This is a genomic window from Nocardia speluncae NBRC 108251 (genome assembly GCF_001613245.1).
In the GTDB taxonomy this organism is placed as follows: Bacteria; Actinomycetota; Actinomycetes; order Mycobacteriales; family Mycobacteriaceae; genus Nocardia; species Nocardia speluncae.
Window position 1 is genome coordinate 626,036 of record NZ_BDBZ01000002.1, and the last position, 26,700, is coordinate 652,735.

General features: G+C 68.0%; 24 protein-coding genes. 4 read left to right on the plus strand and 20 right to left on the minus strand.

The annotated features are described in order from the left end of the window. Positions 1 to 83: 83 nt before the first annotated feature. The 16 genes from NS6_RS05665 to NS6_RS05740 form a co-directional block, all read right to left on the minus strand. Positions 84 to 1,037 (minus strand): lipase family alpha/beta hydrolase, encoded by a 954-nt coding sequence (locus tag NS6_RS05665; RefSeq protein ID WP_084470752.1) that lies wholly within the window; start codon positions 1,035 to 1,037, stop codon positions 84 to 86. A 122-nt stretch (positions 1,038 to 1,159) separates the two neighbouring features. Then, entirely contained in the window at positions 1,160 to 1,828 is a 669-nt protein-coding gene (locus tag NS6_RS05670) for a PadR family transcriptional regulator (RefSeq protein WP_068037219.1), read from the minus strand. A gap of 428 nt (positions 1,829 to 2,256) precedes the next feature. Beyond that, complete coding sequence (locus NS6_RS35650) at positions 2,257 to 4,839, minus strand: primosomal protein N' family DNA-binding protein (protein WP_371859301.1); 2,583 nt, start codon at positions 4,837 to 4,839, stop codon at positions 2,257 to 2,259. 145 nt (positions 4,840 to 4,984) lie between these two features. Then, entirely contained in the window at positions 4,985 to 6,196 is a 1,212-nt protein-coding gene (gene metK, locus NS6_RS05680) for a methionine adenosyltransferase (protein ID WP_084470635.1), read from the minus strand. Positions 6,197 to 6,510: 314 nt separating this feature from the next. Next, entirely contained in the window at positions 6,511 to 7,758 is a 1,248-nt protein-coding gene (coaBC, locus tag NS6_RS05685) for a bifunctional phosphopantothenoylcysteine decarboxylase/phosphopantothenate--cysteine ligase CoaBC (RefSeq protein WP_068037224.1), read from the minus strand. A 45-nt stretch (positions 7,759 to 7,803) separates the two neighbouring features. Beyond that, the gene (gene rpoZ / locus NS6_RS05690) at positions 7,804 to 8,082 is read right to left on the minus strand and encodes a DNA-directed RNA polymerase subunit omega (RefSeq protein ID WP_068037227.1); all 279 of its coding nucleotides are present in this window, start codon (positions 8,080 to 8,082) and stop codon (positions 7,804 to 7,806) included. Positions 8,083 to 8,143: 61 nt separating this feature from the next. After that, the gene (gene gmk / locus NS6_RS05695) at positions 8,144 to 8,716 is read right to left on the minus strand and encodes a guanylate kinase (RefSeq protein ID WP_068038086.1); all 573 of its coding nucleotides are present in this window, start codon (positions 8,714 to 8,716) and stop codon (positions 8,144 to 8,146) included. 20 nt (positions 8,717 to 8,736) lie between these two features. Then, positions 8,737 to 9,057, minus strand: a complete 321-nt coding sequence (mihF, locus tag NS6_RS05700; RefSeq protein WP_033241619.1) for an integration host factor, actinobacterial type — start codon at positions 9,055 to 9,057, stop codon at positions 8,737 to 8,739. 760 nt (positions 9,058 to 9,817) lie between these two features. Then, positions 9,818 to 10,639 (minus strand): orotidine-5'-phosphate decarboxylase, encoded by an 822-nt coding sequence (gene pyrF, locus NS6_RS05705; protein WP_068038089.1) that lies wholly within the window; start codon positions 10,637 to 10,639, stop codon positions 9,818 to 9,820. Positions 10,640 to 10,649: 10 nt separating this feature from the next. After that, entirely contained in the window at positions 10,650 to 14,006 is a 3,357-nt protein-coding gene (carB, locus tag NS6_RS05710) for a carbamoyl-phosphate synthase large subunit (RefSeq protein ID WP_068037230.1), read from the minus strand. Further along, positions 14,006 to 15,127 (minus strand): glutamine-hydrolyzing carbamoyl-phosphate synthase small subunit, encoded by a 1,122-nt coding sequence (gene carA, locus NS6_RS05715; RefSeq protein WP_068037233.1) that lies wholly within the window; start codon positions 15,125 to 15,127, stop codon positions 14,006 to 14,008. Before carA ends, carB begins: the two co-directional genes overlap by 1 nt. Continuing rightward, on the minus strand, positions 15,124 to 15,618 hold the full coding sequence (locus NS6_RS05720; protein ID WP_068037236.1) for a PH-like domain-containing protein: 495 nt from the start codon (positions 15,616 to 15,618) through the stop codon (positions 15,124 to 15,126). The genes carA and NS6_RS05720 overlap by 4 nt, the downstream gene beginning before the upstream one ends. Continuing rightward, positions 15,618 to 16,922 (minus strand): dihydroorotase, encoded by a 1,305-nt coding sequence (locus tag NS6_RS05725; protein WP_068038093.1) that lies wholly within the window; start codon positions 16,920 to 16,922, stop codon positions 15,618 to 15,620. The genes NS6_RS05720 and NS6_RS05725 overlap by 1 nt, the downstream gene beginning before the upstream one ends. 146 nt (positions 16,923 to 17,068) lie before the next feature. Next, positions 17,069 to 18,025 (minus strand): aspartate carbamoyltransferase catalytic subunit, encoded by a 957-nt coding sequence (locus NS6_RS05730; protein WP_068037239.1) that lies wholly within the window; start codon positions 18,023 to 18,025, stop codon positions 17,069 to 17,071. Then, a complete protein-coding gene (gene pyrR / locus NS6_RS05735) occupies positions 18,022 to 18,666 on the minus strand; it encodes a bifunctional pyr operon transcriptional regulator/uracil phosphoribosyltransferase PyrR (RefSeq protein WP_068037241.1) in 645 nt (214 codons plus the stop codon). The genes NS6_RS05730 and pyrR overlap by 4 nt, the downstream gene beginning before the upstream one ends. 178 nt (positions 18,667 to 18,844) lie before the next feature. Then, positions 18,845 to 19,687 carry an SAM-dependent methyltransferase gene (locus tag NS6_RS05740; protein WP_068037246.1) on the minus strand — a complete coding sequence of 281 codons (843 nt, stop codon included), beginning with the start codon at positions 19,685 to 19,687 and terminating at the stop codon, positions 18,845 to 18,847. A 176-nt stretch (positions 19,688 to 19,863) separates the two neighbouring features. On the opposite strand from NS6_RS05740, the gene NS6_RS05745 reads away from it, so the two are divergent. Next, complete coding sequence (locus NS6_RS05745; protein WP_084470637.1) at positions 19,864 to 20,418, plus strand: TetR/AcrR family transcriptional regulator; 555 nt, start codon at positions 19,864 to 19,866, stop codon at positions 20,416 to 20,418. A 42-nt stretch (positions 20,419 to 20,460) separates the two neighbouring features. Here the strand turns inward: NS6_RS05745 and NS6_RS05750 are convergent, their stop codons facing one another. Next, positions 20,461 to 21,615 carry an MFS transporter gene (locus tag NS6_RS05750; protein WP_084470638.1) on the minus strand — a complete coding sequence of 385 codons (1,155 nt, stop codon included), beginning with the start codon at positions 21,613 to 21,615 and terminating at the stop codon, positions 20,461 to 20,463. Positions 21,616 to 21,811: 196 nt separating this feature from the next. Here NS6_RS05750 and NS6_RS05755 point away from each other — a divergent pair, with 196 nt between their 5' ends. Both NS6_RS05755 and NS6_RS05760 read left to right on the plus strand, forming a co-directional pair. Beyond that, positions 21,812 to 22,690 carry a LysR family transcriptional regulator gene (locus NS6_RS05755; protein WP_068037252.1) on the plus strand — a complete coding sequence of 293 codons (879 nt, stop codon included), beginning with the start codon at positions 21,812 to 21,814 and terminating at the stop codon, positions 22,688 to 22,690. A 204-nt stretch (positions 22,691 to 22,894) separates the two neighbouring features. Further along, on the plus strand, positions 22,895 to 23,521 hold the full coding sequence (locus NS6_RS05760; protein ID WP_068037255.1) for an alpha-ketoglutarate-dependent dioxygenase AlkB: 627 nt from the start codon (positions 22,895 to 22,897) through the stop codon (positions 23,519 to 23,521). 5 nt (positions 23,522 to 23,526) lie between these two features. On the opposite strand, the gene NS6_RS05765 is transcribed toward NS6_RS05760, so the two are convergent. Further along, the gene (locus NS6_RS05765; RefSeq protein ID WP_068037258.1) at positions 23,527 to 24,360 is read right to left on the minus strand and encodes a hypothetical protein; all 834 of its coding nucleotides are present in this window, start codon (positions 24,358 to 24,360) and stop codon (positions 23,527 to 23,529) included. An 86-nt stretch (positions 24,361 to 24,446) separates the two neighbouring features. After that, on the minus strand, positions 24,447 to 25,016 hold the full coding sequence (locus tag NS6_RS05770; protein WP_068037262.1) for a TetR/AcrR family transcriptional regulator: 570 nt from the start codon (positions 25,014 to 25,016) through the stop codon (positions 24,447 to 24,449). 84 nt (positions 25,017 to 25,100) lie between these two features. Here NS6_RS05770 and NS6_RS05775 point away from each other — a divergent pair, with 84 nt between their 5' ends. Next, positions 25,101 to 26,072, plus strand: coding sequence for a quinone oxidoreductase family protein (locus tag NS6_RS05775; protein WP_068038099.1), 972 nt, complete (start codon positions 25,101 to 25,103; stop codon positions 26,070 to 26,072). A gap of 69 nt (positions 26,073 to 26,141) precedes the next feature. Here the strand turns inward: NS6_RS05775 and NS6_RS05780 are convergent, their stop codons facing one another. Continuing rightward, positions 26,142 to 26,672, minus strand: a complete 531-nt coding sequence (locus tag NS6_RS05780) for a DUF4334 domain-containing protein (RefSeq protein WP_068037265.1) — start codon at positions 26,670 to 26,672, stop codon at positions 26,142 to 26,144. Positions 26,673 to 26,700: the final 28 nt, after the last annotated feature.

Consider the following 26,700-nt stretch of genomic DNA (forward strand, 5'->3'; position numbering starts at 1 on the left):
CTCCCGCTCGCAAGCTCGACGGCGCCGCCCATCGTGGCAGCGCCGCGTTCTGTGGAGCAGTCAGCGGTTCGCCCTGGCCTGCGTCAGATATTTCCGCCGATGATCACCTGCGGAATCCCGGTGCCGAGTGCGACCGGCAGGCAGACCGGGGCCGGCGCACGGTCCGGGTCGAGTACCTCGAGTACCAGTTGCGCCACGAACGGGTCGTACACCATGTGGAAGTGTCCGGTGAGATCCTCGGGGCAGCGATCCTGAATCACGATGTTTTCTACCCCCTGCCCGCGCAGTGCGATATTGCCGAAAGGCTGGATCATCTCGTCGACCCGGCTGCCGACCGTCACGTACCGGACGCCGGGGACGGTATCGCCGCCGGCATTGAGCTCCAGCATGAACGGCGACCCTTGTGCCTGCTGCACGGCCGCCACCGAGATCGTCTTCTCCGCCACGGTCAGCGCGCCGGGTATCTGCTGCGCCACCGGCGCCAAGCCGTACATGACACCGCCGTAGGTGGGAGAGGCGAGACCGACCCAAGTGCCGACAGCGGGCGCGCCGCCGAGCTTGTTGATGTAGTACCGGGTCATATTGGCACCCTGGGAGAAGCCCACCAGATCCACTCGAGGCGCCCGGGTGGCGGCCTGTACCCGGTCCACGAAGGCCGCGAACTGGTGGGCGCTGAGCACGATGTCCTCGGTGCCGAAACTGGTCGCGCCGGGTTTACCGCCGTAGTCGAGTGCGAAAACGCAGAAGCCCTCGTCGACCAGGCGGGGGCCGATGGCCGACCAATCGGTGTAGGCGCTCGCGTCGGTACCGTGGGCCAGGATCACCGGGCGCGGATGCGCCGCGTCCGGGATACAACCGAAATCGTTGACTCCCCGGGGTGCGGCGCCGGGATGGTCCTTCATGTACAGCACAGCGCCGAGGTGGTCGGCCTGCGGCGGCGCCCATTCGGTGGGTACCACCGGCGGGAGGTACCCGGCGGGCTGGGCGGTGCCTGCGGCGGTGCCGAGCAACACCGACCCAGCCAGTGCGGCGACCATCGCCGGCATGCGCCGCCCGAGCCCGCCGCGCCGGCGGGCTCGCCACTGAAAACGTTTCACCACATAATCTTCCACCCTCCCGGCGCGACGGAAAACCGGTGGCCGAGGTCTTGATCACCCCGTTACTTCGTATCGCCCTCGTCGCCGGCCAGGATGCGGTACAGCGCTTTGCGTGCCTCGGTGAGCACATCGGCCGCCTTGGCCGCCTGTTCCGGGGTTCCGGCACCCGCGACCTGCGCGATCGCACCCATGAGCGGCGGGACCAGCGCACGCAGATCGTTGGTGTGGGCGCCGACGCCTTCCTTGACCTCGGCCCACGGATCACCGAGCTCGGTCCGGTGTTCGGCGACGTAGGCGGTGCCTGTCTCGGTCAGTTGCGCGGTCTTCCGGCCCGCGACCTTCTCGATGGTGATCAGGCCTTCGTCCTCCAGCTGGGACAGCGCGGGGTAAACCGATCCCGGGCTGGGGCGCCACAGATCCTCGCTGCGTTCCCGGATCTGCTGGATCAGTTCGTAACCGTGCATCGGACGTTCGGTGAGCAGCAGCAGGACTGCCGCCCGCACATCCCCGCGCCGCCCGCGGCCGCCCCGTCCCCGCCCACGGCCGAACCCCGGACCGAATCCAGGTCCGAAACCGGGCCCGAAGCCCGCGCCGAAACCCGGACCACCGAAACCGGGTGGGCCACCGTGCCGGAAACCGCCGCGGCCGGGCCCCTGTTCCATATCGGGACGATGGCGCCGGGCCCAGCGGAGCCGTTCCTTGCGAAAGTCTGTGTTCTCCATGTCTTCCATCGCAGCCTCCTGAGCTACTCGATCTGTTTGAATAACATCGACGATATATCGACAATGTATCCAGCGCAACCCCTAAGGTGACATCATCGGCCCATCACGGCAGGTACAGGCCGCCTGTAGTCAATTCACCCGCGCGCTGCCGGGCGCATCGGACGACAGCAGGGTGCTGCCAGTTCTCACATCCCATACGCTGGTCACGGCACGCGGCGACGTCTGAGCTGAAGCAGGCAGACGAGGACGGGTGTTCGATATATGGTGGCCGCGCTGGTCCGTAGATACTCCGAACCAGCACCGGGACGGCCGGGCGGAAAATTCAGGAGGCTCCGACACCCCGGAACAGGTGTACCGCCGCGCGGCCCGAGGAGGCGGCCGCGACCCACCTGCGACGACAGAGGGTTGTAGGACACCCCGTCATCGGCGAATACAGATCAGCCGATTTCCAAGGGGTCGATCTGCACGCGCGCCGAAGTCTCCGTCCGCTGACTACTGCGGACGGCCTGCGCCGCGGTCAGCGCCCGTGCCAGCGCACCGCCCTGCGACCGGGGGACGCGTAACAGCACCCGCTCGACCTCCACCGGTTCACCACGGTCGTCGTCGGTGCGGCGGCCCGACGGTTTACGCGCGGTGCCGGGCAGCGGTACCGGGCCCAGCACTTCGGCGGCGCCGGGAAGTTCGGTCACCGCGAGTAGCTCGGCAACCGCATCGGGAGTCCCGTCGATCGCGGCCATCCGGACCGCGGGCGGGAACCCGACCTCCGTGCGCTGGGCGAGTTCGGCGCCCGCATGCCCGGCCGGGTCCCACCGCAGCAGCGCCTGCACGGTCGGCACACCCGGATCCGCCATCACCAATACCCGGCCCGCGGGTTTCACCAGGGCGGCGGCACCCAGCCAGCGGCGCAGGGTGTCCTCGGCGGCACGGAGATCGGCACGGCCCAGCAGCGCCCATCCGTCCAGCAGCAAACCGACCCCGTAACCACCGGGTAGCAGTGGTTCGGCGCCGACGGTGGCCACCACAACCTGCGGTCCCGGTTCAACTGTGTCGAGCATCGCGGCGCCGCTCGACCCCCGAATCGGCACCCCGGGAAATGCCCGGCCCAGTTCCTCCGCCGTCCGGGCAACGCCGATGACCACGGCGCGCAGCACCCGGCCACCGCAGCCGGGACAGCGAAACGCGGCCTCGGTCCGCCCGCACCACCGGCACACCGGACTGTGGGCGACCTGCGCGGCGGGATCCGCGGGACCGTCCTCCGGTAGCGACAGCGGGCCCACACACTGCCGGCAGCGGGCGGGGGTGCGGCATTTGGTGCAGGCCAGAGCCGGGACATACCCGCGGCGGGGTACCTGCACCAGCACGCCCTCCCCCGCGGCGAGTGCCTGGCGGGCAGCGGCGAAGGCGGCACCCGGAATCCGGACCGCGCGCGCGATGGGGTCGCGGTCGAGTGCCGCGTCCGAATCCCCCGGCGCGCCGATCCGGGGCGAGGCCGCCCGTACCGTGGCGCGGTCGGCGAGAAGATCGTGCGCCCAGCCCGACTCCACCACCGCCTGGACCTCCGCAGTCCGCGCGAAACCGGCGGCCACGAACGCTGCTCCGGTCTCGTGCGCCCGCAGCATCGCCACTTCCCGGGCGTGCGGATACGGGGACCGAGGTTCGGCGTAGGTGTCGTCACCGTCGTCCCAGATCGCGATGAGCCCCAGATCGGCGGCCGGCGCGAAAACGGCGCTGCGGGTGCCGACCACCACGCGTGCGGTCCCACGCAGGACTGCCAACCAGCGCCGATATCGTGCTGCCGGACCCAGCCCCGCCGAGAGCCCGGCCGCCGAATCCCCGACCAGCGATTCGCATTCGCGCAGCACCCGGTCCAGGTCGCGCTGGTCGGGCACCATCAGAATTGCGCTGCGTCCACCGGCCACCACGACGGCCGCCAGTTCGGCGAGCCGGCGTGCCCAGTCCTCACCCGGCAGCGCCTGCCACGCGGCGCGCACACCTTTGCGCCCGGCAACTGCGGTGAGAAACGATTCCCCGTGCCGATACCGCTGCCAGGCCGAGAGGTCGACGTCGGCCGGAACGGTTCCGGGGCCGGCCTCCGGATCGGCAGCTGATCGTCCGCCACCGGGTATTGCCCCACTGTCCTCGGGAGGGGCGCCCGGGCCCCGGTGTGCCGAACCCGGCATCTCCGTCGATGCGGCCGCATGCCGTGGATCACCAGCACCTGGGCCTGTCACCCCCGAGGGATCGTGGGCGACTCGCGTTTCGAGTGGTACCGAAGGCCCGGCCGGCGAAGCGCTCGACGCGGCACTGGCATGGAGCCGTCCGAGCTCCGACCCTCGATCGCCGTATTCTCGGCCCTCCGGGGCCTGCCGCCGGTCCGCGTCCGTCGCGACGGCAACCCCGGGTCGGGCCAGCGACCGATCGCCACCGTCCAACGTCCCCGCGATACCTTCCGAGGCCGGCCGGCCGTCGACCGGCGTTTGCTCGACACCGGCCGATTCCGGAGCACCGTCAGAGGACACGTGGGCACCGAGCACCGTGTGTCCGGTACCTGCCGATACCGGCCGGTCACCCGCCGGCGCCGGCTCGGGCCCGACCGCGCCCGCTTCCCCGGCGGCCTGTCCTGTCACTGCCGGTCGGTCGGTGCTGCCAGGCGCCGCCGCCGGGACAGCTCCACCCGATTCCTTCTTCCCGGCGCCACCGTTTTCCACTCGCGCGTGCCGGGGCGGTATCGCCAAACGCAGGACGTCGGCGCGGGTGCCGGCGCACCGGGCGGCCACGGTTGTGGCGAGCCGAAGGATCTCCGGGGTGAGTACTTGTTCTGCCGACACCACCCGTTCCAGCCGCACCAGCTTCCCGGGATGGCCGGTCTCGGTATGCCGCGACAACAGATAGCCGTCCACGAGCCGCCCGGCGAAACGCACCCGGACCCGCACTCCCGGCCGGGCGATCTCGTCCAGTTCCGGCGGCACCAGATAGTCGAAATCGCGGTCGAGATGGGCCGGGGTGAGCAGGGGAAGCACCCGGGCGATCGGATGCGATACGGGTTGCCGGCCAGGACGGGAAGATTTCTCGGCTCGGCCCCGTCCCGCCGAAGCAGCCGACACCCCCGGCGACTCGATGTCTCCGGGGGTGTCGGCGGCAGGTTGCGGCACGCGGAACGCGGACCTACTGCCCGGCGGCGGCGCGCAGTTTCTCCGCGCGATCCGTACGCTCCCAGGGCAGATCGATATCTGTGCGGCCGAAATGCCCGTAGGCCGCGGTCGGCGCGTAGATCGGGCGCAGCAGGTCCAGATCACGGATGATGGCGCCGGGACGTAGATCGAACACTTCGGTGATGGCGGCCGAGATCTGGGCCGGATCGGTCTTCTCGGTGCCGAAGGTCTCCACGAACAGGCCGACAGGCGCCGCCTTCCCGATCGCGTACGCCACCTGGACCTCGACCTTCTCCGCCAGACCGGCGGCGACCACGTTCTTGGCGACCCAGCGCATGGCGTAGGCGGCCGAACGGTCGACCTTGGAGGGGTCCTTACCGGAGAACGCGCCACCACCATGGCGGGCCATCCCCCCGTAGGTGTCGACGATGATCTTGCGCCCGGTGAGTCCCGCATCGCCCATCGGACCGCCGAGGACGAACTTGCCGGTCGGATTGACCAGCAGCCGGATATCGGAGGTGTCCAGATCCGGGATGGCGATATCGGCCAATACGGCCTCGACGACTTTCTCTCGAATATCGGGTGCCAGCAGATTGTCCAGGTCGATATCGGCGGCATGCTGCGTGGAGACGACCACGGTGTCCAGCCGGACCGCGCGATCGCCCTCGTATTCGATGGTGACCTGGGTTTTACCGTCGGGCCGCAGATACGGCAGCACACCGGTTTTGCGGACCTCGGTGAGCTTGCGGGACAACCGGTGCGCCAGGGCGATCGGCAGCGGCATCAGCTCCGGGGTGTCGGTGTTGGCGTAACCGAACATCAGGCCCTGATCACCGGCACCCTGCTGTTCGATCTCGTCCCCGGAACCGCCCACCCGCGCCTCGTGCGAGGTGTCGACACCCTGGGCGATATCCGGCGACTGGGAACCGATCGCGATATTGACGCCGCAGGAATTGCCGTCGAACCCCTTTGCCGAGGAGTCGTATCCGATCTCCAGGATCTTGTCCCGGACGATATGCGGAATATCCGCGTACGCCTCGGTGGTGACCTCGCCCGCGACATGCACCTGACCGGTGGTCACGAGGGTTTCCACGGCGACCCGGCTGCGCGGATCCTGGGCGAGCAGGGAGTCGAGGATGGAATCGCTGATGGCATCACAGATTTTGTCCGGGTGACCCTCGGTCACGGACTCACTGGTGAATAGCCGGCTACCGGACGTGCGCACAGTTTCCTTCTTCCTCAACGGTTACTCGTGTCCCGGATATGGACCGTAGCGCACGGCTCCGGTCGTGACCCTGGACTCCCAGACTATTAGAACGCGCGGCCGGTTTGTGGTTCCGGACACCACACCGGACGGGTTTCCGGTCCGGGGCCCCGTCTGCCGGAACAGTCACGGCGGACACCCCGCCGCAACGGCAGCACAACCAGTACGGGGCGCCGACGCTCGCGGCAAGAGTTCGGATCGCGATGAGTCGATTCTCCGCCGGGCCGATCAAGGCCCGAGCGGTCGTCGACACGGGAGGGAATTCAGCGGCGTGGCTACGCGCCGCTACCGGATCTGGCCTGCTCGCGCAGGAGCGGGCCCAGGGCATCGAGGACACGGCTGGCCAGCAATGCCTTGGACCCGTGATCCAGGGCCTGTTCGCTGCCGTCGGCGCCGAGCAGCCAGCCGTCGTTGGTATCCACCTCGAATGCCTTACCGTCCCCTACGGCATTGACAACCAGCAGGTCACAGCCCTTCCGGGCGAGCTTGGCCCGAGCATAGGTGATCACATCGCCGTCCTCGTCGCCGGTTTCGGCAGCGAATCCGACGATGGCGGTACCGGGTAGCTGACCTTCGCGCCGCGCCTGGACCAGGCCCGCAAGGATATCCTCGGTCCGCGACAGCGCGATGCTGTCGGGTTCGTCCTTGCCCTTTTTGATCTTGGCCCCGGCGACAGACGTGGGCCGGAAATCGGCCACGGCGGCGGCCATGATCACCGCGTCCGCACCCAGTGCGTGTTTTTCGACGGCGGTCTTGAGCTGGTCGGCGGTCGTGATGTGCACCAGCTCCACGGCGGCGGGCGGCGCCATCTCGATGGTGTTCCCGGCGATCAGCGTCACCTGCGCACCACGCTGAGCGGCCACCCGGGCCAGCGCATAGCCCTGTTTACCGGAACTGCGGTTACCCAGGAAACGCACCGGGTCCAGCGGTTCGCGGGTGCCACCAGCGGTGATCACGACCCGTTTACCGGCCAGATCTCGTGGTACGGCATCGGCGCGCTCCAGCAGCAGGGACGCCAGCCCGAAGATCTCCTCGGGTTCCGGTAGGCGGCCCGGACCGGTATCGGTACCGGTGAGCCGGCCCGACGCGGGTTCCATCACCGTCGCGCCGTGCGCGCGCAACGCGGCCACATTCGCCACAGTCGCCGCGTGCTCCCACATCTCGGTATGCATGGCCGGCGCGAACAGCACCGGACATCGGGCGGTGAGCAGAGTCGCGGTCAGCAGATCGTCGGCGCGGCCCTGTGCGGCACGGGCCATCAGATCGGCCGTGGCCGGGGCGATAACGACCAGCTCGGCTTCCTGCCCCAGCCGCACGTGCGGGACCTCGGGCACATCGGCGAACACCCCGGTATGCACCGGATGGCCGGACAGCGCCTCGAAAGTCGCCTTGCCGACGAACTGCAATGCCGCCTCGGTGGGGATCACCCGCACACTGTGGCCGGTCTCGGTGAACCGCCGCACCAGCGCGCACGCCTTGTACGCGGCGATACCGCCGCCCACCCCGACAACTACCCGCGCCATTGCGCGCCTCCTGCCCTATCGGCCGTTCACCCGGAAACTACCGGATCATTCGCCTTCGGTGTGCTCGAGCAGATCGCTGTGGATCTCCCGCATCGCCACGGACAGCGGCTTCTCCTGCGGCAGCGGCTCGACCAGCGGGCCGACGTATTCGAGGATGCCGTCGCCGAGCTGGTTGTAGTAGTCGTTGATCTGGCGGGCACGTTTGGCGGCGTAGATCACCAGCGCGTACTTGGACGAGGTGCGGTCCAGCAGTTCGTCGATCGGCGGGTTGGTGAGGCCGATCGGAGTGTCGTAGGCGGGCGCGGCGATATCCGTACTGCTCACTGAGGAAGCTCCTGCGGGGTCGGGGGCTCGGGTACGCGGCGGCTGGGCCGGGCGTATCCGGCTACGAATTGGAATTCGTGCTGACGAACAACGATACCAACTGCGCACAGGCGCTGGTCACGGTGTCGTTCACGATCACGGTGTCGAACTCGTCACGTGCGGCCAATTCCACCCGTGCGGTCGCCAGCCGGCGTTCGATCACCTCAGGAGATTCGGTGCCACGACCGCGGAGCCGGTTCTCCAGCTCCGCCCAGCTGGGCGGAGCGAGGAACACCAGGACTGCCTCGGGCATCACTTGCCGGATCGAACGCGCACCCTCGAGGTCGACCTCGATCAGCACCGGCAGCCCTTCGGAAAGGGCGGCCCGCACCGGCACGGCCGGGGTCCCCGATCGCTGTAACCCACCGTGGATATCCGCCCATTCGAGCAGATCGCCGGCGGCGATCATCGCATCGAACTCGGCCCGGCTGACGAACCGGTAATCGCGGCCGTCGACCTCGCCGGGACGCGGGTCCCGAGTGGTCGCCGACACGCTGAAAACCAGTTCCGGCAGCCGTTCGCGGACACAGCGCACCACGGTGGACTTGCCCACGGCCGAGGGGCCGACCAGTACAACCAGCCGACCCTTCGTCATGTTCTCGATCACCGAGGCTGTCAGGCGCCGAGGTCGAATTTGGCGAGCAGCGCTTTGCGCTGCCGATCGCCGAGACCACGCAACCGTCGGGTCGGAGCGATCTCGAGCTCGTTCATGATCTCCTCTGCCTTGACCTTGCCGACCTTGGGCAGGGCTTCCAACAGTGCGCGCACCTTCATCTTACCGATGATCTCATCGGTCTCGGCCTGGCCGAGGACCTCTTTCAAGTCGGTGCCGCCGCGCTTCAGGCGATCCTTGAGCTCCGCCCGAGCACGGCGAGCGGCAGCCGCCTTCTCCAGAGCAGCGGCGCGCTGCTCATCAGTCAGCTGGGGAAGGGCCACGGTTCCTCCGTCTCATCGTTCTGCATCAAAACCTGCCGAACTACCCGGCAGTCTCAGCGACCGTACCCACGACGCTCTCGGATTGCGAACCCACCCCCCAGGTCAGGGCATGAATCGGACCCCGTAACACGCCCTTGCCCCCGGTCCCGCATCCCCGCTTGCCCATACCCGTACGACCATCGCGCCTACCACGAAATACCTTTTCAGCAGGGCATTTTGGCGCCGCGCGCCGGGTTGCGGCGCGATAGCCACCGGACTTATCCACAGCCTGGCTACCTCCCAGCCGCCCTACCAGGAATTTTCTGGATTTTTTTGCGGCAGCTGCGCCGCCGGAGCATTCGCCCCCCTCCGCGCGGTACTTCAGCGCCCTCCGGCCACCCCTTGGGCACCTCGCGAAGGGCGCCGCCGGCGAACTATCGAGAGCCGCGCCGCCGGAGGCCGGTGACCGCAGTGCAGAACCCGTCAGTGAAAGATTACGGGAGCGAGCCGGCGCGAGGGAAGATGTGCCGAACGCACAGAGCCGGATGCGGGCGCATGTACCTGTCCCGGCGGAGCGCCGCAACTGTCCGGCCGCGAACGGACCGCATCCGTTCGTCCACAGCCGGCCGCCCCCTGCACTTCAATGCGTGCAGGCCGCCGGCGGCGGGGCAACGCCGACGACAGCACCTCGTAGACAGGTCCACACACGACGTCGACGGCCTGCTACCCCCGCACACTCGGGCCGATAGCCCTGAAGTGATTTCCGCCCGCAGAGCGCCGATCAACGCAGGAAGGCGAACTCCTCCTGGAAAGCCGCCAGCCGGTCACGCAGCGCCGGCACCGAAGGCCCTGCGCCGAGCACATCTCGCGAGACATTCGGAACCGCCGCCGGCCACACCGGTTCCGGGAGCAGTGCGCGAACCGCCGCCGCGGTGCCGCCCTGGGCGCCGACCCCGGGCAGGAGAACAGGCCCGTTCAATGCGCTGAGGTCGGGGATCTCGGTGAGCGTGGCGCCCACCACCACCCCGACCGAACCCGGTTCTGTCCCCCGGTTGGTTTCCGCGGCGGCGTCGACAACGGTCTGGGCGAGGGTGCGCCCGTCCACCACGGCCCGCTGCACCTCGGCCGCCTCCGGATTCGAGGTGGCGGCCAGGACGAAAACACCACGCCCGTTGGCACGGGCCAGGTCCAGCGCGGGTTGCAGGGCACCGAATCCGAGATAGGGCGAAACCGTCACCGCATCCGCGCCCAACCGCCCGTCACCGAGCCAGGTGCGGGCGTAGGCGGCCATGGTGGAGCCGATATCGCCGCGTTTGGCGTCGGCGAGAACCAGGGTGCCGGAGCCGCGCAGCACCTCGATGGTGCGTTCGAGCACCGCGATTCCCGCCGAGCCGTAGGCCTCGAAAAACGCGACCTGTGGTTTGACCACTGCCGCCATCCCGTCGAAGGCTTCCACGCAGATCTCGGCGAAGGTTTCCAGGCCGTTCGCATCGTCCGGCAGGCCCCAGGCGTCGAGCAGTGCGGGATGCGGGTCGATCCCGACGCAGATCGGCCCGTGCGTGCGCTTGGCCGCGGCCAGGCGCACGCCGAAGGTGGTTGTCATCGCCGCGTCCTCAGCCACGCAACGCCGAATGCAGTTCCTGCAGGGAGCGCACGCCGAGGCCGCCGGCAATACTGGCCTCGATACCCTGGACCGCCGCCGCGGCACCCTGCACGGTGGTGATGCAGGGGATACTCACACCCACTGCGGCGCTGCGGATCTCGTAGCCGTCCACGCGGGGCCCGGAATTGCCGTAGGGCGTATTGATCACCATATCGACTTCGCCGTCGCGGATCTGCTCCACGATGGACGCCGCGGGCACCTGGTCGTTATCGGCCGTGGGTACCGGATCGGAATGCTTGCGAACTTCTTCACAGGGGATACCGTTGCGGCGCAGCATTTCGGCGGTTCCCGCGGTCGCCAGAATCCGGAAGCCGAGGTCGTGGAGCCGTTTCACCGGGAACACCATGGCGCGTTTGTCGCGGTTGGCGACCGAGACGAAAACGGTCCCCTCGGTCGGCAGCGAACCGTAAGCGGCGGACTGGCTCTTGGCGAACGCGGTCCCGAAATCGGTGTCGATACCCATGACCTCGCCGGTGGATTTCATCTCCGGTGAGAGCAGCGAATCGACCTGGCTGCCGTCCGGGCCACGGAACCGATGGAACTGCAGCACCGCCTCTTTCACCGCGACCGGTGCGTCCAGCGGAACGTGCCCGCCGTCGCCGGCAGGCAGCATGCCCTCGGCCCGCAGTTCGGCGATGGTGGCACCCAGCATGATCCGGGCCGCCGCCTTGGCCAGCGGTACCGCGGTGGCCTTGGAGACGAACGGGACGGTGCGGCTGGCGCGCGGATTGGCCTCGAGCACATAGAGGACATCGTCCTTGAGCGCGTACTGCACGTTCAGCAGTCCTTTGACGCCGATCCCTTCGGCCAGCGCGATGGTGGAGCGGCGTACCGCTTCGATATCGCTGCGGCCCAGCGTGATCGGTGGGAGCGCGCAGGCGGAATCACCGGAATGGATACCGGCTTCTTCGATATGTTCCATGACCCCGCCGAGGAACACTTCCTCGCCGTCACAGAGCGCGTCGACGTCGATCTCGATGGCGTCTTCCAGGAAACGGTCCACCAGCACCGGATGTTGCGGGCTGAGTTCGGTGGCGCGGGAGATATAGCCTTCGAGCGAATCCTCGTCGTAGACGATCTCCATACCGCGGCCGCCGAGCACATAGGACGGCCGCACCAACACCGGATAGCCGATATCGGCGGCGATCTTGCGAGCATGCTCGAAGGTGGTGGCGGTGCCGTACTTGGGAGCGGGTAGCCCGGCCGCGACCAGGACGTCACCGAATTCCCCGCGGTCCTCGGCGAGGTCGATGGCGGCGGCGCTGGTGCCGACCACCGGCACCCCCGCGGTGGTGAGCTGCTCCGCCAGACCCAGCGGGGTCTGTCCGCCGAGCTGCACGATCACGCCCGCGACCGTGCCCGATTCGGATTCCGCGTGGTACACCTCGAGCACATCTTCGAACGTGAGCGGTTCGAAGTAGAGCCGGTCGGCGGTGTCGTAGTCGGTGGAGACGGTCTCCGGGTTGCAGTTGACCATCACCGTCTCGTATCCGGCGGCCGACAGCGTCTGCGCGGCGTGCACGCAGGAGTAATCGAATTCGATCCCCTGTCCGATCCGGTTCGGGCCGGAGCCGAGGATGATCACCTTCTCGCGATCCGGCTGCGGGGCGACCTCGGATTCGGCTTCCGGGTCGAGTTCGTAGGCCGAGTAGTGGTACGGCGTCTTGGCCTCGAATTCGGCGGCGCAGGTGTCCACGGTTTTGAACACCGGCCGTACCCCGAGCCGGTGCCGCAGCGCCCGTACCCCGCCCTCCCCGGCCAGTTCCGGCCGCAGGGCGGCGACCTGCCGGTCGGACAGGCCGTAGTACTTGGCCCGGCGCAGCAGTGACTCGTCGAGCACCGCGGTGTCGAGCAGTTCACGACGCAAATCCACCAGCCCGGCGATCTCGGCGACGAACCACGGGTCGATACCGGAGGCCGCGGCGACCGCTTCGACACCCGCACCGAACCGCAGGGCCCGCTCCACCTGGTAGATACGGCCTTCGGTGGGGGTCCGCAGATCCGTCAGGATCGCCTCGATCGCGGCATCGATATCCGCCTGGTCCGTGGACGCCGGCGCCCATTTCCCGTCTTCGGCGGTCCAGAAACCGGTCGCCTTGGTTTCCAGCGAGCGCAGCACTTTACCGAGGGCTTCGGTGAAGTTGCGACCCAGCGACATCGCCTCGCCCACCGATTTCATGGTGGTGGTGAGAGTCGGGTCGGCGCCCGGGAACTTCTCGAACGCGAATCGTGGCGCCTTCACCACGACGTAGTCGAGGGTCGGTTCGAAGCTGGCGGGGGTTTCCTTGGTGATGTCGTTGACGATCTCGTCCAGCGTGTAACCGATGGCGAGTTTCGCCGCGATCTTCGCGATCGGGAACCCGGTGGCCTTGGACGCCAGCGCCGAGGACCGCGAAACGCGTGGGTTCATCTCGATGACAATGAGCCGGCCGTCTGCGGGATCCACTGCGAACTGGATATTGCAGCCGCCGGTGTCGACCCCGACCTCGCGCAGGATGGCGATACCGAGATCGCGCATCTTCTGGTATTCACGGTCGGTGAGGGTCAGCGCAGGGGCCACCGTCATCGAATCGCCGGTGTGCACGCCCATCGGGTCCACGTTCTCGATAGAGCAGACGATCACGACATTGTCGCGGCCGTCGCGCATCAGCTCGAGCTCGTATTCTTTCCAGCCCAGGATGGATTCCTCGATGAGGACGTTCGCGGTGGGTGAGGCGGCCAGTCCGCCGCCCGCGATCCGGTCGAGGTCCTCGTCGTTGTAGGCCAACCCGGAGCCGAGCCCACCCATGGTGAACGACGGCCGCACGACCACCGGGAAACCCAGCTCGGCGACAGTTTCCCGGACGTCGTCCATGGTGTAGCAGACCCTGGAACGCGCGCTTTCACCGCCGACGCTCGCCACGATGTCCTTGAACTTCTGCCGGTCCTCACCACGCTGGATGGCATCGAAATCGGCGCCGATCAGCTCCACCCCGTACTTCTCCAGCACGCCGCGCTCGTGCAGCGCAACGGCGGTGTTCAGCGCGGTCTGCCCGCCCAGCGTGGCCAGCAGGGCATCGGGACGTTCCTTCTCGATGACCTTTTCGACGAATTCCGGCGTGATCGGCTCGACGTAGGTGGCATCGGCGAATTCCGGGTCGGTCATGATGGTCGCCGGGTTGGAGTTCACCAGCGAAACCCGCAAGCCCTCCGAACGCAGTACCCGGCAGGCCTGGGTGCCCGAGTAGTCGAACTCGCATGCCTGGCCGATGACGATCGGACCCGATCCGATGACCAGAATATGTTCGAGATCGGTACGGCGAGGCATCAGGCTCCCTTCATCAGACCGGCGAACCGGTCGAACAAGTACGCGGCGTCATGGGGACCGGCGGCCGCTTCCGGGTGGTATTGCACGGAGAAGGCGCGACCGTCCACCAGCCGCACCCCTTCCACCGTGCCGTCGTTGGCGCAGACATGGCTCACCTCGGCCTTGCCGAACGGAGTGTCGAACTGTTCGCCGCGTTCACCTTCCAGCGCGAACCCGTGGTTCTGCGCGGTGATCGAGACGCGGCCGGTCTCGTGCTCGACGACCGGGATATTGATCCCCCGGTGCCCGAACTTCATCTTGTAGGTACCGCGGCCGAGCGCACGGCCCAGGATCTGGTTACCGAAGCAGATACCGAACAGCGGTAGCCCTTTGTCCAGCAGCCCCTGGGTGAGGGCGACGGCGGTATCGGCGGTCGCCGGGTCGCCGGGGCCGTTGGACAGGAACGTGCCGTCCGGTTTCAGCTCCACAATTTTGTCCAGGCTCGTCGAGGACGGCACCACATGCACCCGCATCCCGCGCTGGGCGAACATGCGCGGGGTGTTGGATTTGATGCCGAGGTCCACCGCGACCACCGTGAACCGGGGCTCACCTTCGGGTTCGACGGTGTAGATCTCGTCGGTGCTGACCTCACCGGCCAGGTCGGCGCCGATCATCGACGGCTGCCCGGTGACCCGGGCCAGCAGTTCCGCGGGTTCGGCCAGCGCGGCACCGGAGAAGATCCCCGCCTTCATCGACCCGCGGCTGCGCAGATGCCGCACGACCGCGCGGGTGTCGATCCCGGCGATACCGACGACGCTCTGCTGTTCCAGCTGCTCGGGCAGGCTCCCGGTGGCGCGCCAGTTGGAGTGCCGGCGAGCAGGGTCGCGCACGGCGTAGCCCGCAACCCAGATCTGTTGCGATTCGTCGTCCTCGTCGTTCCAGCCGGTGTTCCCGATCTGCGGGGCCGTGGCCACCACGATCTGCCGGTGGTAGCTGGGGTCGGTGAGGGTTTCCTGGTAGCCGGTCATGGCGGTGCAGAACACCGCTTCACCGAGGGTCTGCCCGACCGCGCCGTAGGCGGTGCCACGGAAAATCCGCCCGTCCTCGAGGACCAGGGCCGCGGCTGCTGTCGTAGTCGTCATTCGTCATCTCCCGTCGTTGCCCGCGCCCAGGCCGGATACACCGATTTGTCGTCGCCCCGGAACCCGGTGTCGATTTCGGATCCGGTCGGCAGGGTCCAGCGGATCACCAGGACGCCGCCTTCGGTCATCACCTTGCCCGCGTGCCCGCGTTCGGTCCGGATGGCGGTGATGGATTGCTCCGGGATCCAGATCGTGGCGGCGCCCTCGCGTTCCAGCAGGATTCCGTGCTCATAGCGGGTCAGTACCGCGGTTGCGCGGTAGCCCAGATCACCGACCGCTATCCGGTCCTGCCAGCTCGGCGCCATGGTGCTTCCGAGATAGAGACCGGTGGTGGGTTCCAGCACCTGTGCCCCGGTTTCGGCAGGCACCGGCGGTAGTTCACCGATCCGGTCCTGCTGCCGGGCGGCCCGATTGCGCCAGCCCCGATACATCAGGTACACGGCCAGTATCCACAGTAGGACGCAGAGGATGACCCATAGTGCCCGTTCCATCAGCGGCCTCCTCCCGGTACACCCGGCGAGGCGGCGACACCATCGCGGGCGGTGATCCGGCCGCGCAGCAGTGTGCCGATGACCCGGCCGGGCAGGGTCATCGATTGATAGGGCGTATTGCTCGCGATACTGGCGAGGTGTTGGCCCTCGACCGTCCAGGTCGCGTCCGGATCCACCAGGACGAGATTGGCCGGTTCGCCCACCTCGATCGGCCGCCCCTGATCGTCGAGTCCGACGATTTCGGCGGGACGTTCGCTCATCACGCGCGCCACCCCGCGCCAGTCCAGCAGTCCGGGCCGCACCATGGTCTCCACCACGATCGACAGCGCGGTCTGCAACCCGAGCATCCCGGGCCGGGCCGCCGCGAATTCGCAGCATTTGTCCTGTTCGGCATGAGGCGCGTGATCGGTGGCGACACAATCGACGATCCCCGCGGCCAGCGCCTGCCGCAAGGACTCGGTATCCGACCCCTCGCGCAGCGGCGGGTTCACTTTGTTCACCGCGTCATAGGTTTCCAGCCGGGCGTCGGTGAGCAGCAGATGATGCGGCGTCACTTCGGCGGTGATCGCGATCCCCTGGTCCTTGGCCCATTTCACCAACTCGACCGTGCCCGCCGTCGACGCATGGCAGATATGGACCCGCGCTCCGGCGTCCCGGGCCAGTAGCGCATCCCGGGCCACGATGGATTCTTCGGCGGCCCGCGGCCAACCGGCCAGACCCAGCCGCGCCGCCGTCGGCCCCTCGTGGGCAACTGCACCCCGGGTCAGGCGCGGTTCCTCGGCGTGCTGAGCGATCAGCACATCCAGCGACCGCGCGTATTCGAGGGCCCGGCGCATGATCAGCGGGTCGTGGACACAGTGTCCGTCGTCGGAGAACATCCGGACCGCGCCGACGCCGGTGGCCATGGTGCCCATTTCGGCGAGCTGCTCACCCGCGAGCCCGACCGTGACCGCACCTACCGGATACACATCGACGAGCCCGGTCTCCTGGCCACGCCGCCACACATGGTCGGTGATCACCTGGGAATCGGCGACCGGCGAGGTGTTGGCCATGGCGAAAACCGCCGTGTACCCGCCGAGCGCCGCGGCGGCCGAGCCGGATTCGATGGTCTCGGTGTCTTCCCGGCCCGGTTCGCGCAGATGCGTATGCAAATCCACGAACCCGGGCAGCAGCACCCGGCCCTCGCCGGCGAATATTTCGGCGGCGTCCGCGCGCAGCCCGGTCCCGATCTCCCGGATCACCCCGCCGGCGATCAGCACATCGACCGGATCGCCTTCACCGTAGATCCGCACCCCGGTGATCAGAACGGTGCCGGACCCAGTACTGGCGGGCCCTCCGTGGTTACGCTGCGCTGCCTCCTCCGGGCCTGACGCACTCACGCTGTGCCCATCGGGCGTGAGCGCGGGCCCTCCGTGGTTACGCTGCACTGCCTCCTCCGGGCCTGACGCACTCACGCCGCGGCCTCCTGCACTCCGACCAGCAGGCGGAACAGCACCGCCATACGCATATGGACTCCATTCGTCACCTGTTGCAATACGGCGGCGCGCGGCGAATCCGCCACCGACGACGCGATCTCCATACCGCGCAGCATCGGCCCGGGATGCAGCAGCACGGCATGCTCGTCGAGCAGCGCGACCCGCCGTTCGGACAGTCCGTAGCGCACCGCGTACTCCCGCGCCGAGGGGAAGAACCCGCCGTTCATCCGTTCCGCCTGGACCCGCAGCATGAGCACCGCATCGGCGCCGGGCAATTCGGAATCCAGATCCACCGAGACCCGCACCGGCCAGTCCTCGACCCCCACCGGCAGCAGTGTGCGCGGCGCCACCAGCACCACTTCCGCCCCCAGAGTGGACAGCAGGAAAGCGTTGGACCGTGCCACCCGGCTGTGCAGGATATCGCCGACGATCACCACTCGCCGGCCGGCGATATCACCGAGCCGCTGCCGCAGGGTCAGCGCGTCGAGCAGGGCTTGCGTGGGATGTTCGTGCGTACCGTCACCGGCGTTGATCACCGCCGGCACCGCACTGCCCGACCGCCGTGACCAGTCCTCGAACCAGTGCGCGATCTGATGCGCCGCACCGGAGGCGGGATGCCGCACGATCAGCGCGTCCGCTCCGGCAGCGTGCAGGGTGAGCGCGGTATCGCGCAGCGATTCCCCCTTGGCGACCGAGGAACTGCTCGCACTGACATTGATCACGTCGGCGCTCATCCATTTCCCGGCGACCTCGAACGATACGCGGGTCCGGGTCGAGTTCTCGAAGAAGACCGTCATCACCGTGCGGCCGCGCAGGGTGGGCAGTTTGTGTACTTCCCGGCCCAGCAGTGCCTGTTCGAAACGTTCCGCCTCGTCGAGCAACGCGTCGGCGGCCGCGCGGTCCAGATCGGCCACCGTCAGCAGGTGTCTCACTGTCCCTCCCCCTGATGCAGGAAGACGCCGTCGCGGCCGTCGTGTTCACTCAGCAGTACCGAAACGTCCTCGGCGCGCGCGGTGGGCACGTTCTTACCGACGAAATCAGCGCGTATCGGCAGTTCCCGATGTCCCCGATCGACGAGGACGGCCAGTTGGACGGCCCGCGGCCGGCCCAGATCGCGGAGCGCGTCGAGCGCGGACCGCACGGTGCGCCCGGAGAAGAGCACATCGTCGACCAGAACCACCAGCGCGTCCTCGACCCCGCCCTCCGGCACCGACGTCCGCTCCAGCGGGCGGTGCGGTTTGGTGCGCAGGTCGTCGCGGTAGAGCGTGATATCGAGAGAACCGAGGGCCGGGCGCACACCGGAGAATTCCTCGATCTTGTCGGTGAGCCGCGCGGCGAGCGTCGTCCCACGGGTCGGGATACCGATAAGCACTACGCGCGGGGCCCCGGTCTCGCCGGAATCGAGGGCGGTACGTTCGATGATCTGATGCGCGATCCGCGCGATGGTCCGGCCGACATCGGAGGGGGACAACAGTTCCCGTCCCGCCGCCACCCATTCCGGCGTATGCCGCGCAACAGGTGACGCCGTCTCGGCAGCGCCGGACGTGGCGGCCCGTTCTTCGGGCACAGCCATACCGACCTCCTTCCCCGCCTCACCGGACGGTCCGTTAAAGGATGTCTTACGCCGAGCAGCCTATCAGCCCGTAGACGGCACTTTTCGCCAGGTGAGGGCGCTGAACCGGTTGTGAGCGCGACCACTCACCAGCACGGTGCCGACCGCTGTGAACACGGTCACTTGCCTCACGCGGCACTTATCCGCGGACTGCCACAACATGCCCGACGGCCGGATCGCCACCCATGACACCCGGACGCCCGTAGGGTTCGACGAGATCGTCCCAGGCGTGAAACGTCGTCTTCCAGCCGTGCGCGGCGAACCACGATTCGCCATCGGGACCCAGCCCGTTCACCGGCGGCTCCCCCGGGGCCTCCAGAACCAGTTCGCGCAATGCACGGTACTGCGGTGCGGCTGCGGCGATCTGGAACCGCCCCATCCCGAACCGGCTACCCGGCGCCGAGAGCCGCGTGACCGTTTCGGCCACCGCGTACGCCGCCGCGCGCGGCACATAGCCCAGTACCCCCTCGTCGACCCAGGCGGTCGGCAGATCGGCGCGGAAACCCCGTGCGAGCAGTACCCGCTCCCAGTCGCCGCACAGATCTGCGGCGACCACGCGGCGCGCACAGATCGGGTGCGCGCGATGGGCATCCAGGACCGATTCTTTGAAGTCGAAGAGCTCGGGTAGGTCCACTTCGAAGAACGTGGTCTCGGGCGGGAGGTCGAGGCGGAAGGCCCTGGTATCCAGGCCCGCACCGAGCAGGACGATCTGCGGGCAGTCCGACGCAGCGACCTCCCGGATGTGCTCGTCGACGGCTTTGACCGCGAGGGTGCGGCCCTCGTAGAACTGCTCGGCCAGTTTCTCCAGGCGCCCCCAGCGGTCGGCGTCGAACCCCGGCCGGGCAGCGGCGAGGAAAACCCCGGCCAGCGGGTCCGCGTAGAGCCGGTCGGGCCGCGCGGTCTCCCGGACCCGGATGAGCGCGACACCGAGGGCGGTCATCGCCACTCCGGCGGTCGGGACGGGTGCAGAAGTTCCGGTCATCGATGACCTCCTCCAACTACTTACTTGTCGCCCGGCTAGTAAAGCACGCTTTCCGCCCGGCCGCCGAGTCCCGCCCACTTCGATCGGCCGACCGATACGCTTCGACGCCGCGGGCCCACTAGGCTCCCTGCGGCAGACCATCGAGCACAAAGACAGTCGAACACGAGGAGACACCGTTGGCCGGCCGGCGCAGCGATACCCGTGACCGCATCCGCGCGGTGGCGATGGAACTGTTCTCCGAACAGGGCTACGAGAAGACCTCGTTGCGCCAGATCGCCGAACACCTCGGTGTCACCAAAGCGGCGCTGTACTACCACTTCCGGACGAAGGAAGATATCGTCGCCAGCCTCTCCGACGATGTCCGGCGCGGTATCGACGAGCTGATCGAATGGGCCGAGGCCAGCCCACCCGGCCCCGCCCGCTCCACGGAGATCCTCGACCGCTACGGAGCCCTGCTGCACAGCACCGGCCGCGACATGGTGCGGTTCATGCACGAAAACCAGCCCGCTTTCCGGGAATTGGGTTTCGGTGTCAGCCTGCGCTATCAGTTCCGGGTGATCGCCGATCTCATGACCGAGCCCGAGCGCGCACCCTTGGATGTTTTCCATGCCCGGCAGGCGCTGCTGGCAATCAGCTGGAGTACGGCGATGATGGGCGATCTGCCGCTGTCCGACGACGAATGTTTTTGCGCAGCAGTCGCTGTCGCCCAGGACATTCTGCGCAGAAAGTGATTCCGCGCCTACGGCAATCGGGCCACTGTCTACTGTTCCGGCTCAGCGTGGCGCCCGCCGCCCCATCGACCGTGTGAGCAGTAGCGCGAGAACAGCAACACCGGCCGCGACACCGAGGAATGCCTCCATGTATCCCGCCGCCGCGACGGACCAGCCGAACACGACGGCACCGAGTCCGAGACCACCGTCGTAGGCAATGTTCCAGATCGTGCTCGCGGTGCCGCTGCGCCCGCTACCGAGACGCTCGAGCGTGAGCACGAACGAATCGTTCTGGCACGCACCGAACCCCGCACCCAGTAGCGCCGCTCCCGCAACCAGCAGCCCCGATATCGTCGACAGCGAGACGGCGACGAGTCCTGATCCGGCGGCGCAGCACAGCACCGAGACCGGCAGCAATCTGCCCGCGCCGCTACGATCCGCGAACGCGCCGGCCGCCAGGCGGGCCGCAACCAGACCGACCGCGGCCGCGAACAACGCCCACGAGACAGTGCCGGTATCCGGGACCGCGACGGGCAGAAACGTTGTCGCGGCACCGAACGAACCGGCCGTCAGCAGGAACAGCGCGATCGGCACCCCGATATCGCGAATATCGTTGGTTGCCGCAAACCGGAATGTTCCACGGTGCCGGCCGGGAAGCAGCGAGGCCCAAGCCGCTGCGGCAACACACGCACCGGCCGCTCCCCAGAACACCACCGCAAATCCCCAGGTCTTCGCGATCCACACCCCGCCGGCGAGCGCACCGAGATTCGGTAGCGCGGCGGCTACACCGTAGTGCGAGACCGCCGACGCCAGCTTTCCCGTGGGTGCAAGATCGGCGACGAATGTCGCGCCGGCCGTCACCACCAGCGCAAAACCGATCCCTCGGACCACCGTGATCACGATGATCGGCGCGAGACTGTCGGAAATGATGTACAGCGGCGTCGGCCCTCCGAGCAACAGCGCGCCCACGATCACCATCGTCCGCAGTGTGAATATCTCGAATAGCCAGGGCACTGCCAGTTGCGTGGCCACAGTCGCCGCCATCATGACGCCCGTAGTCGAACCGACCGCCACACCAGCGGCACCACCCCCGGCCGACCACAGTGGTACGACCGACAGCAGCGCCGCGTAGTTGACGAAGGCCAGGAAGGTCACCACCAGCAGCGCAACGAAAGCGCGGGTGCCGCCATCGGGAGCACCCGCTGTGCCGGGGAACACTTGCCGGACGGTAGGCCGAGAAGGCCGATCACCGCTTTCCGATGCCGCCACCATCACATCGGCCTCCCCTCTTGCACTCGAGCGACCGTCCGAACAGATCGTCGTCGCACCTGCGATACCACTCCACCCTCGCTACAACGAGGTATTCTGTCCAACAATGAATCTCCATCCGAGTCATCACGAATTGTGATAGCTAGTGGAAACCCAGCTTCTGCGCAGTTTCATGGCCGTGGTGCGTTCGGGAAGCTTCACCGACGCGGCCCGCGAGCTCGGCTTCACCCAATCCACCGTGACCGGTCATATCCAGAAGCTCGAACGGCAACTCGGTCATCAGCTCCTCGATCGCTTCCCCGCCGGCGCCGTGCCGACCGATTTCGGGGCGCGCCTCATGGTGCACGCCGACGAGGTACTCAGCGCCGAAGACCGCCTCCGAGCCGTGACGCGCAGCAGCGGTTCCCGGCCCAGCGGTACCGTGCGCGTCCGCGCGCCCGAGTCCCTGTGCACCTACCGCCTGCCCGCCGTGATCCGGGCTATCCGGGCCAGGGAGCCCGATGTGCAGGTCTGGCTCACTCCGGGCGGCCTGGACGACGCCACTGCGGCGGTGCGTCAGGGGACGGCCGAACTGGCTCTCACGATGGAACCCAGGGGTCCGATCACCGAACTCACCTCGGAACGGATCGGCACCGAACGACTGACCCTGCTCGACCACGGTGCACGGGCCGGCACGCGCACCACCTGGGACGAACTGGCCGTCCGCGATGCCCTGCTCATCGAAGAGGGCTGTGGTTACAGTGACGATGTCGCCGCCCACCTCGTCGCCACCGGAGCGATACCGGGCCGCCGATCCCGGTTCGGGAGCATCGAGGCGATCAAACGCTGTGTGGCCGTCGGTCTCGGCTGGGCGGCGCTGCCCGCGATCAGCGTGGAATCCGAGATACAGGCCGGCGAACTGGCGGTTCTGGACGGCCCTGGTCTGCCCTCCTGCGAAATCCACCTGATCACCCACCCGCGCCGCCACCACAGCGAGGCACTGACCGTCGTCTGCGAAGAACTGCGACGCCACTGGGACGCGTAGACCATGGGCCGGGCGCGACGACGGGCGTCGACCGATCGGACCATCCAGTTGTGTCGCCGGTCGCCACCCAGGACGAAACACGGCCGGAGGCAGTGTGACCATCGGCTGCCGAGCACCGGTCAAGCCGATAACGCTGCGTATACCCGTCCACCTACCGGCCGACCGAATTCGAACATATGTTCGCATATCGGATACACTGGAGCCATGCCGGCACCATTCCAGGGATCGCTGCTCGACGGCTTCGGCGCGACCGGACTCGAACCGCTCACACATATCCGCCGGACATACCTGACCGACGGCGCATGGGTGGACCTGCGGCCCGGCTGGCTGCGTGGCGCCGACGAACTCTTCGACCGCCTCGCCACCGCGGTGCCGTGGCGAGCGGAACAACGGGCCATGTACGACCGTGTCGTCGATGTGCCGCGACTGTTGTGTTTCTACGGCGAGTCCGCACCCCTGCCCGACCCCGTTCTCGACGAGGCACGCGATGCGTTGAGCGAGCACTACCGGGCCGAACTCGGCGAACCGTTCCGGACCGCCGGACTGTGCTACTACCGCGACGGCCGCGACAGTGTGGCGTGGCACGGCGATACGCTGGGCCGCGGCGCCGTTCAGGACACCGTGGTCGCCATCCTGACGGTCGGGGCGCCGCGGCCGCTACTGCTACGACCCCGAACGGGCGGTCCCAGCCTGCGGTTCCAGCCCGGCCACGGCGACCTTTTCGTCATGGGCGGCTCCTGCCAGCGCACCTGGGAACATGCCGTCCCGAAATCACGACGGGTGACCGGACCGCGGATCAGCATCCAGTTCCGCCCGCGCGGCGTACGTTGATCCCACTATCCCCGCCTCGGCAGTACGGGAAGGCCACGGCGGCGGATGGCCGCGGCCCGGGACCAGATCCGGGACTGGAGCGAATCCACCGTCCGCGGCGGTGCCCCGGCAGCGCCACACACCTCCGTCCGGGCCTGCCGGGCCGACCCGACCATGCGGCGGTACTGCCGGAATATCTGCACCTCTCCGTCGACGCCGTCGTCGAGATACGTGTAGTCCATCTCCAGGCAGGTATCGTCTCCCAGCCGCGCGACGCCCACGGCCCAATCGCGCAGCCACTCGGCGGAACCCGCGAAGACGAGCAAGCGGCCGTACCGATCGATTCGGGATCGGCCGCGGGGCGGCGCCGAATACTCGCCGGCACCCGCGAACATCCTCTCCCGCCATGCCGCCACCTCGGCCATCGCGGGATCGAGCCCGAAGGTCTGCCAGCGCACCGTACCGTCCGGCCGATCGTGTAGCGGTAGCCGGCGACTCAATGCCGCGGCGGACTTACGCGTGAACACCGTACGGTCGGTGGGCACCAGGACGATCGGGGCGGCGGGGGCACCGTCGAACGGGTTGGGGTCGAGGTGCCGGCCATCGATCACCAGGAGCGTGCCGGGTCTCCGTTGATACGACAGCCCCCATAACAACCGGGCCAGCACCCGGGCGCCACGCCAGTCCGACAGGATATGCCAGGTGTCGTGAAAACGGTTGGTGGAGAACCGGAAATCGGTGCCGGAACGCAGCGTGATCACGGTGTGCACCCGCCCGTCGAGCACCATCACACGGCGATGCAGTTTCAGTTGGCCACCGGTGGCCGCGCCCCGGCGCGGCCGGCTGTTCCGCGTGGTCATACCACCTCCAGAGCACCTCGCGTATGCCGCTCAGAAAAGCACGAGCACTGGGGTGCGGCAACAGGTTTTCCCCGTCGTCCGGATCGTCAGGAAGCCTGCAACACCGAATCCACCAGCACCCGGACCGCCGCCAGCAGCCGGTCGGTTTTTCCGGAACGGGCCAGTTCGGGCACGGTCGCTCCGGCCAGCGAATCCAGCAGTAGCCGGCCGACGACCTCGGCGTCCACGTCCGGCCGAGCCTCTTCCAGCAGCGCCGTGAGGTGCTCATGCCAGAATCGGTGCAGCTCCGCAGTACGCGGATGCGGGGGCTCGGACCGCAAGATTGCCATGAGCTCCAGGTTGTCGATCACCAGCCCGGCCATGGCTTCGAGGAATGCGCGCAGCCGGTCGGCCGCCGGCGCTCCGGGGCCCAGCGGGGGTGGACCGTCGGCAACTCGTTCTCGAAGCGTGAACGCGCTCTCGGCCACCATCTCGTGCAAAAGCCCGGCCCGGTTACCGAAGCGATGGAAGATCGTACCCTTGCCCACTCCGGCCGCCGCCGCGACCCGGTCCATGGTGACCCCTTCGGCACCGTGTTCGGCGAGCAGCGCGGCGGTGGCATCGAGGATGGCACGCCGGTTGCGAGCAGCGTCCGCGCGTTCCTTCGCCGGGGGCATGGCACCACCTTCGTTGACAAGTTGACCGCCGGTCCATATCTTTGCAGAAATAAATGGACCAACAGTCAAGTTATGGAGTTTCCGATGCAGGCAATCGTAATGACAGGCACCGGCGGGCCGGAGGTCCTGGTACCGCGCGAGGCCCCGACACCACAGCCGGATACCGGTGAGGTACTCATCCGCGCAGCGGCGATCCCGGTTCTCTTTCCCGAGACCCTGCTCCGCTCCGGAGCATTCCCCATGGCCGCTCCCCCGCCGGTGGTGTTCGGCCACCAGGTCGCCGGGGAGATCGTCGAAGTCGGCGCCGGCGTTCCCCGCGACCTCGTAGGCCGGCGCGTCGTCGCCGCGACCACCGGGGCGGGGTCCTATGCCGAATTCGTCTGTGCGCCGGCCGGGAACACAACGCTCATTCCGGACGATGTGTCGGCAGACGACGCGGCGGCCACGATGATGAGCGGCTCGATCGCACTGGCCCTACTGCACACGGCGAATCTGACCGGAACAGAGACGGTCCTCGTAGAAGCCGGCGCCACCGGGGTGGGCAGCTATCTGGTTCAGCTGGCCCGGGAATTCGGCGCGGCACAGGTCATCGCCACCGCGGGCGGCTCCGCCAAGATCGAGCACGCTCGTACACTGGGCGCCGACCAGGTCATCGACCACCGGAGGGAACGGTGGACCGAAACGCTCACAGCGAGCGCGCCGGGCACCATCGATGTCGTCTTCGATTCCATCGGCGGCACCCCTGCGGCGGACCTTCTGGGCGCCCTGACGCCGGGATCGGGCCGGATGCTCAGTTACGGCTGGCTCTCCGGCGCCCCGGCACAGGTCTCGGCTGCCGACCTGATCCCGGCCGGGCTCACCCTCACTGCCTGCTCGGGGCCGGCATGGCAGCAGCGGGCCACCCGCGCCGAGGCCGATATTCTCGCGCGGATACCGGCACTGGCTCCCCCGGTCGAGACCATACTGCCGCTCGAAGCGGCCGGACGCGGACACGAACTGGTGGAGTCGCGGCGTCCGCTGGGCAAAGTCATCCTGCGGCCGGACGCGACCGCTTGATCACGTAATCAACTCGGTCCCGGGACAACGCCCCGGCCTGCAGCAGTCTCCGTGATCGAACAGGCCCGGTCAGCGCCGAAGGACGAAGAAATAGGGTTCGGACAGCCCGCGCATATCCATCACGCCGAGCAATGTCTCATCATCGACGCGCCGGAAATGGTCGATGATGGGCAGATGGTCGTACACCATGGCAGCGCTCACCACACCCCGGTACTCGATATCGCGGAGCCGCGCCGTCGGCTTCCGGGTTCGCAACAACGGAGCGAGGGCGCGCAATCTGTTCCGCACGGGCCGCAGCCAGTGCGCCGGAATCTTGCCGGCCAGCGATAACGGGACCCGGCGCGGATCCACCGCGAACACAGTGCCGCGCTCGTCGGTGAACAGCAAGGGATGCACACCATCGGGTGCGTCGAACTGTTTCCCGTACCACCCCGATTCGGACAGGGTTCCGTCCATCGGGTGGCCGGTAGGCAGTTCTTCGCCGCACCAACGGCCGGTGGTCACCTCGTCCACGGGAGCGGCAGGGAGGCTGTCGAAGATCTCCCAGGCCCGCTCGACGGTACAACCGCCCGCCGGCAGAGTAGCGGTGTGTTCGCTCATCGTCCGCGCTCCTCGATATCAGGGACGT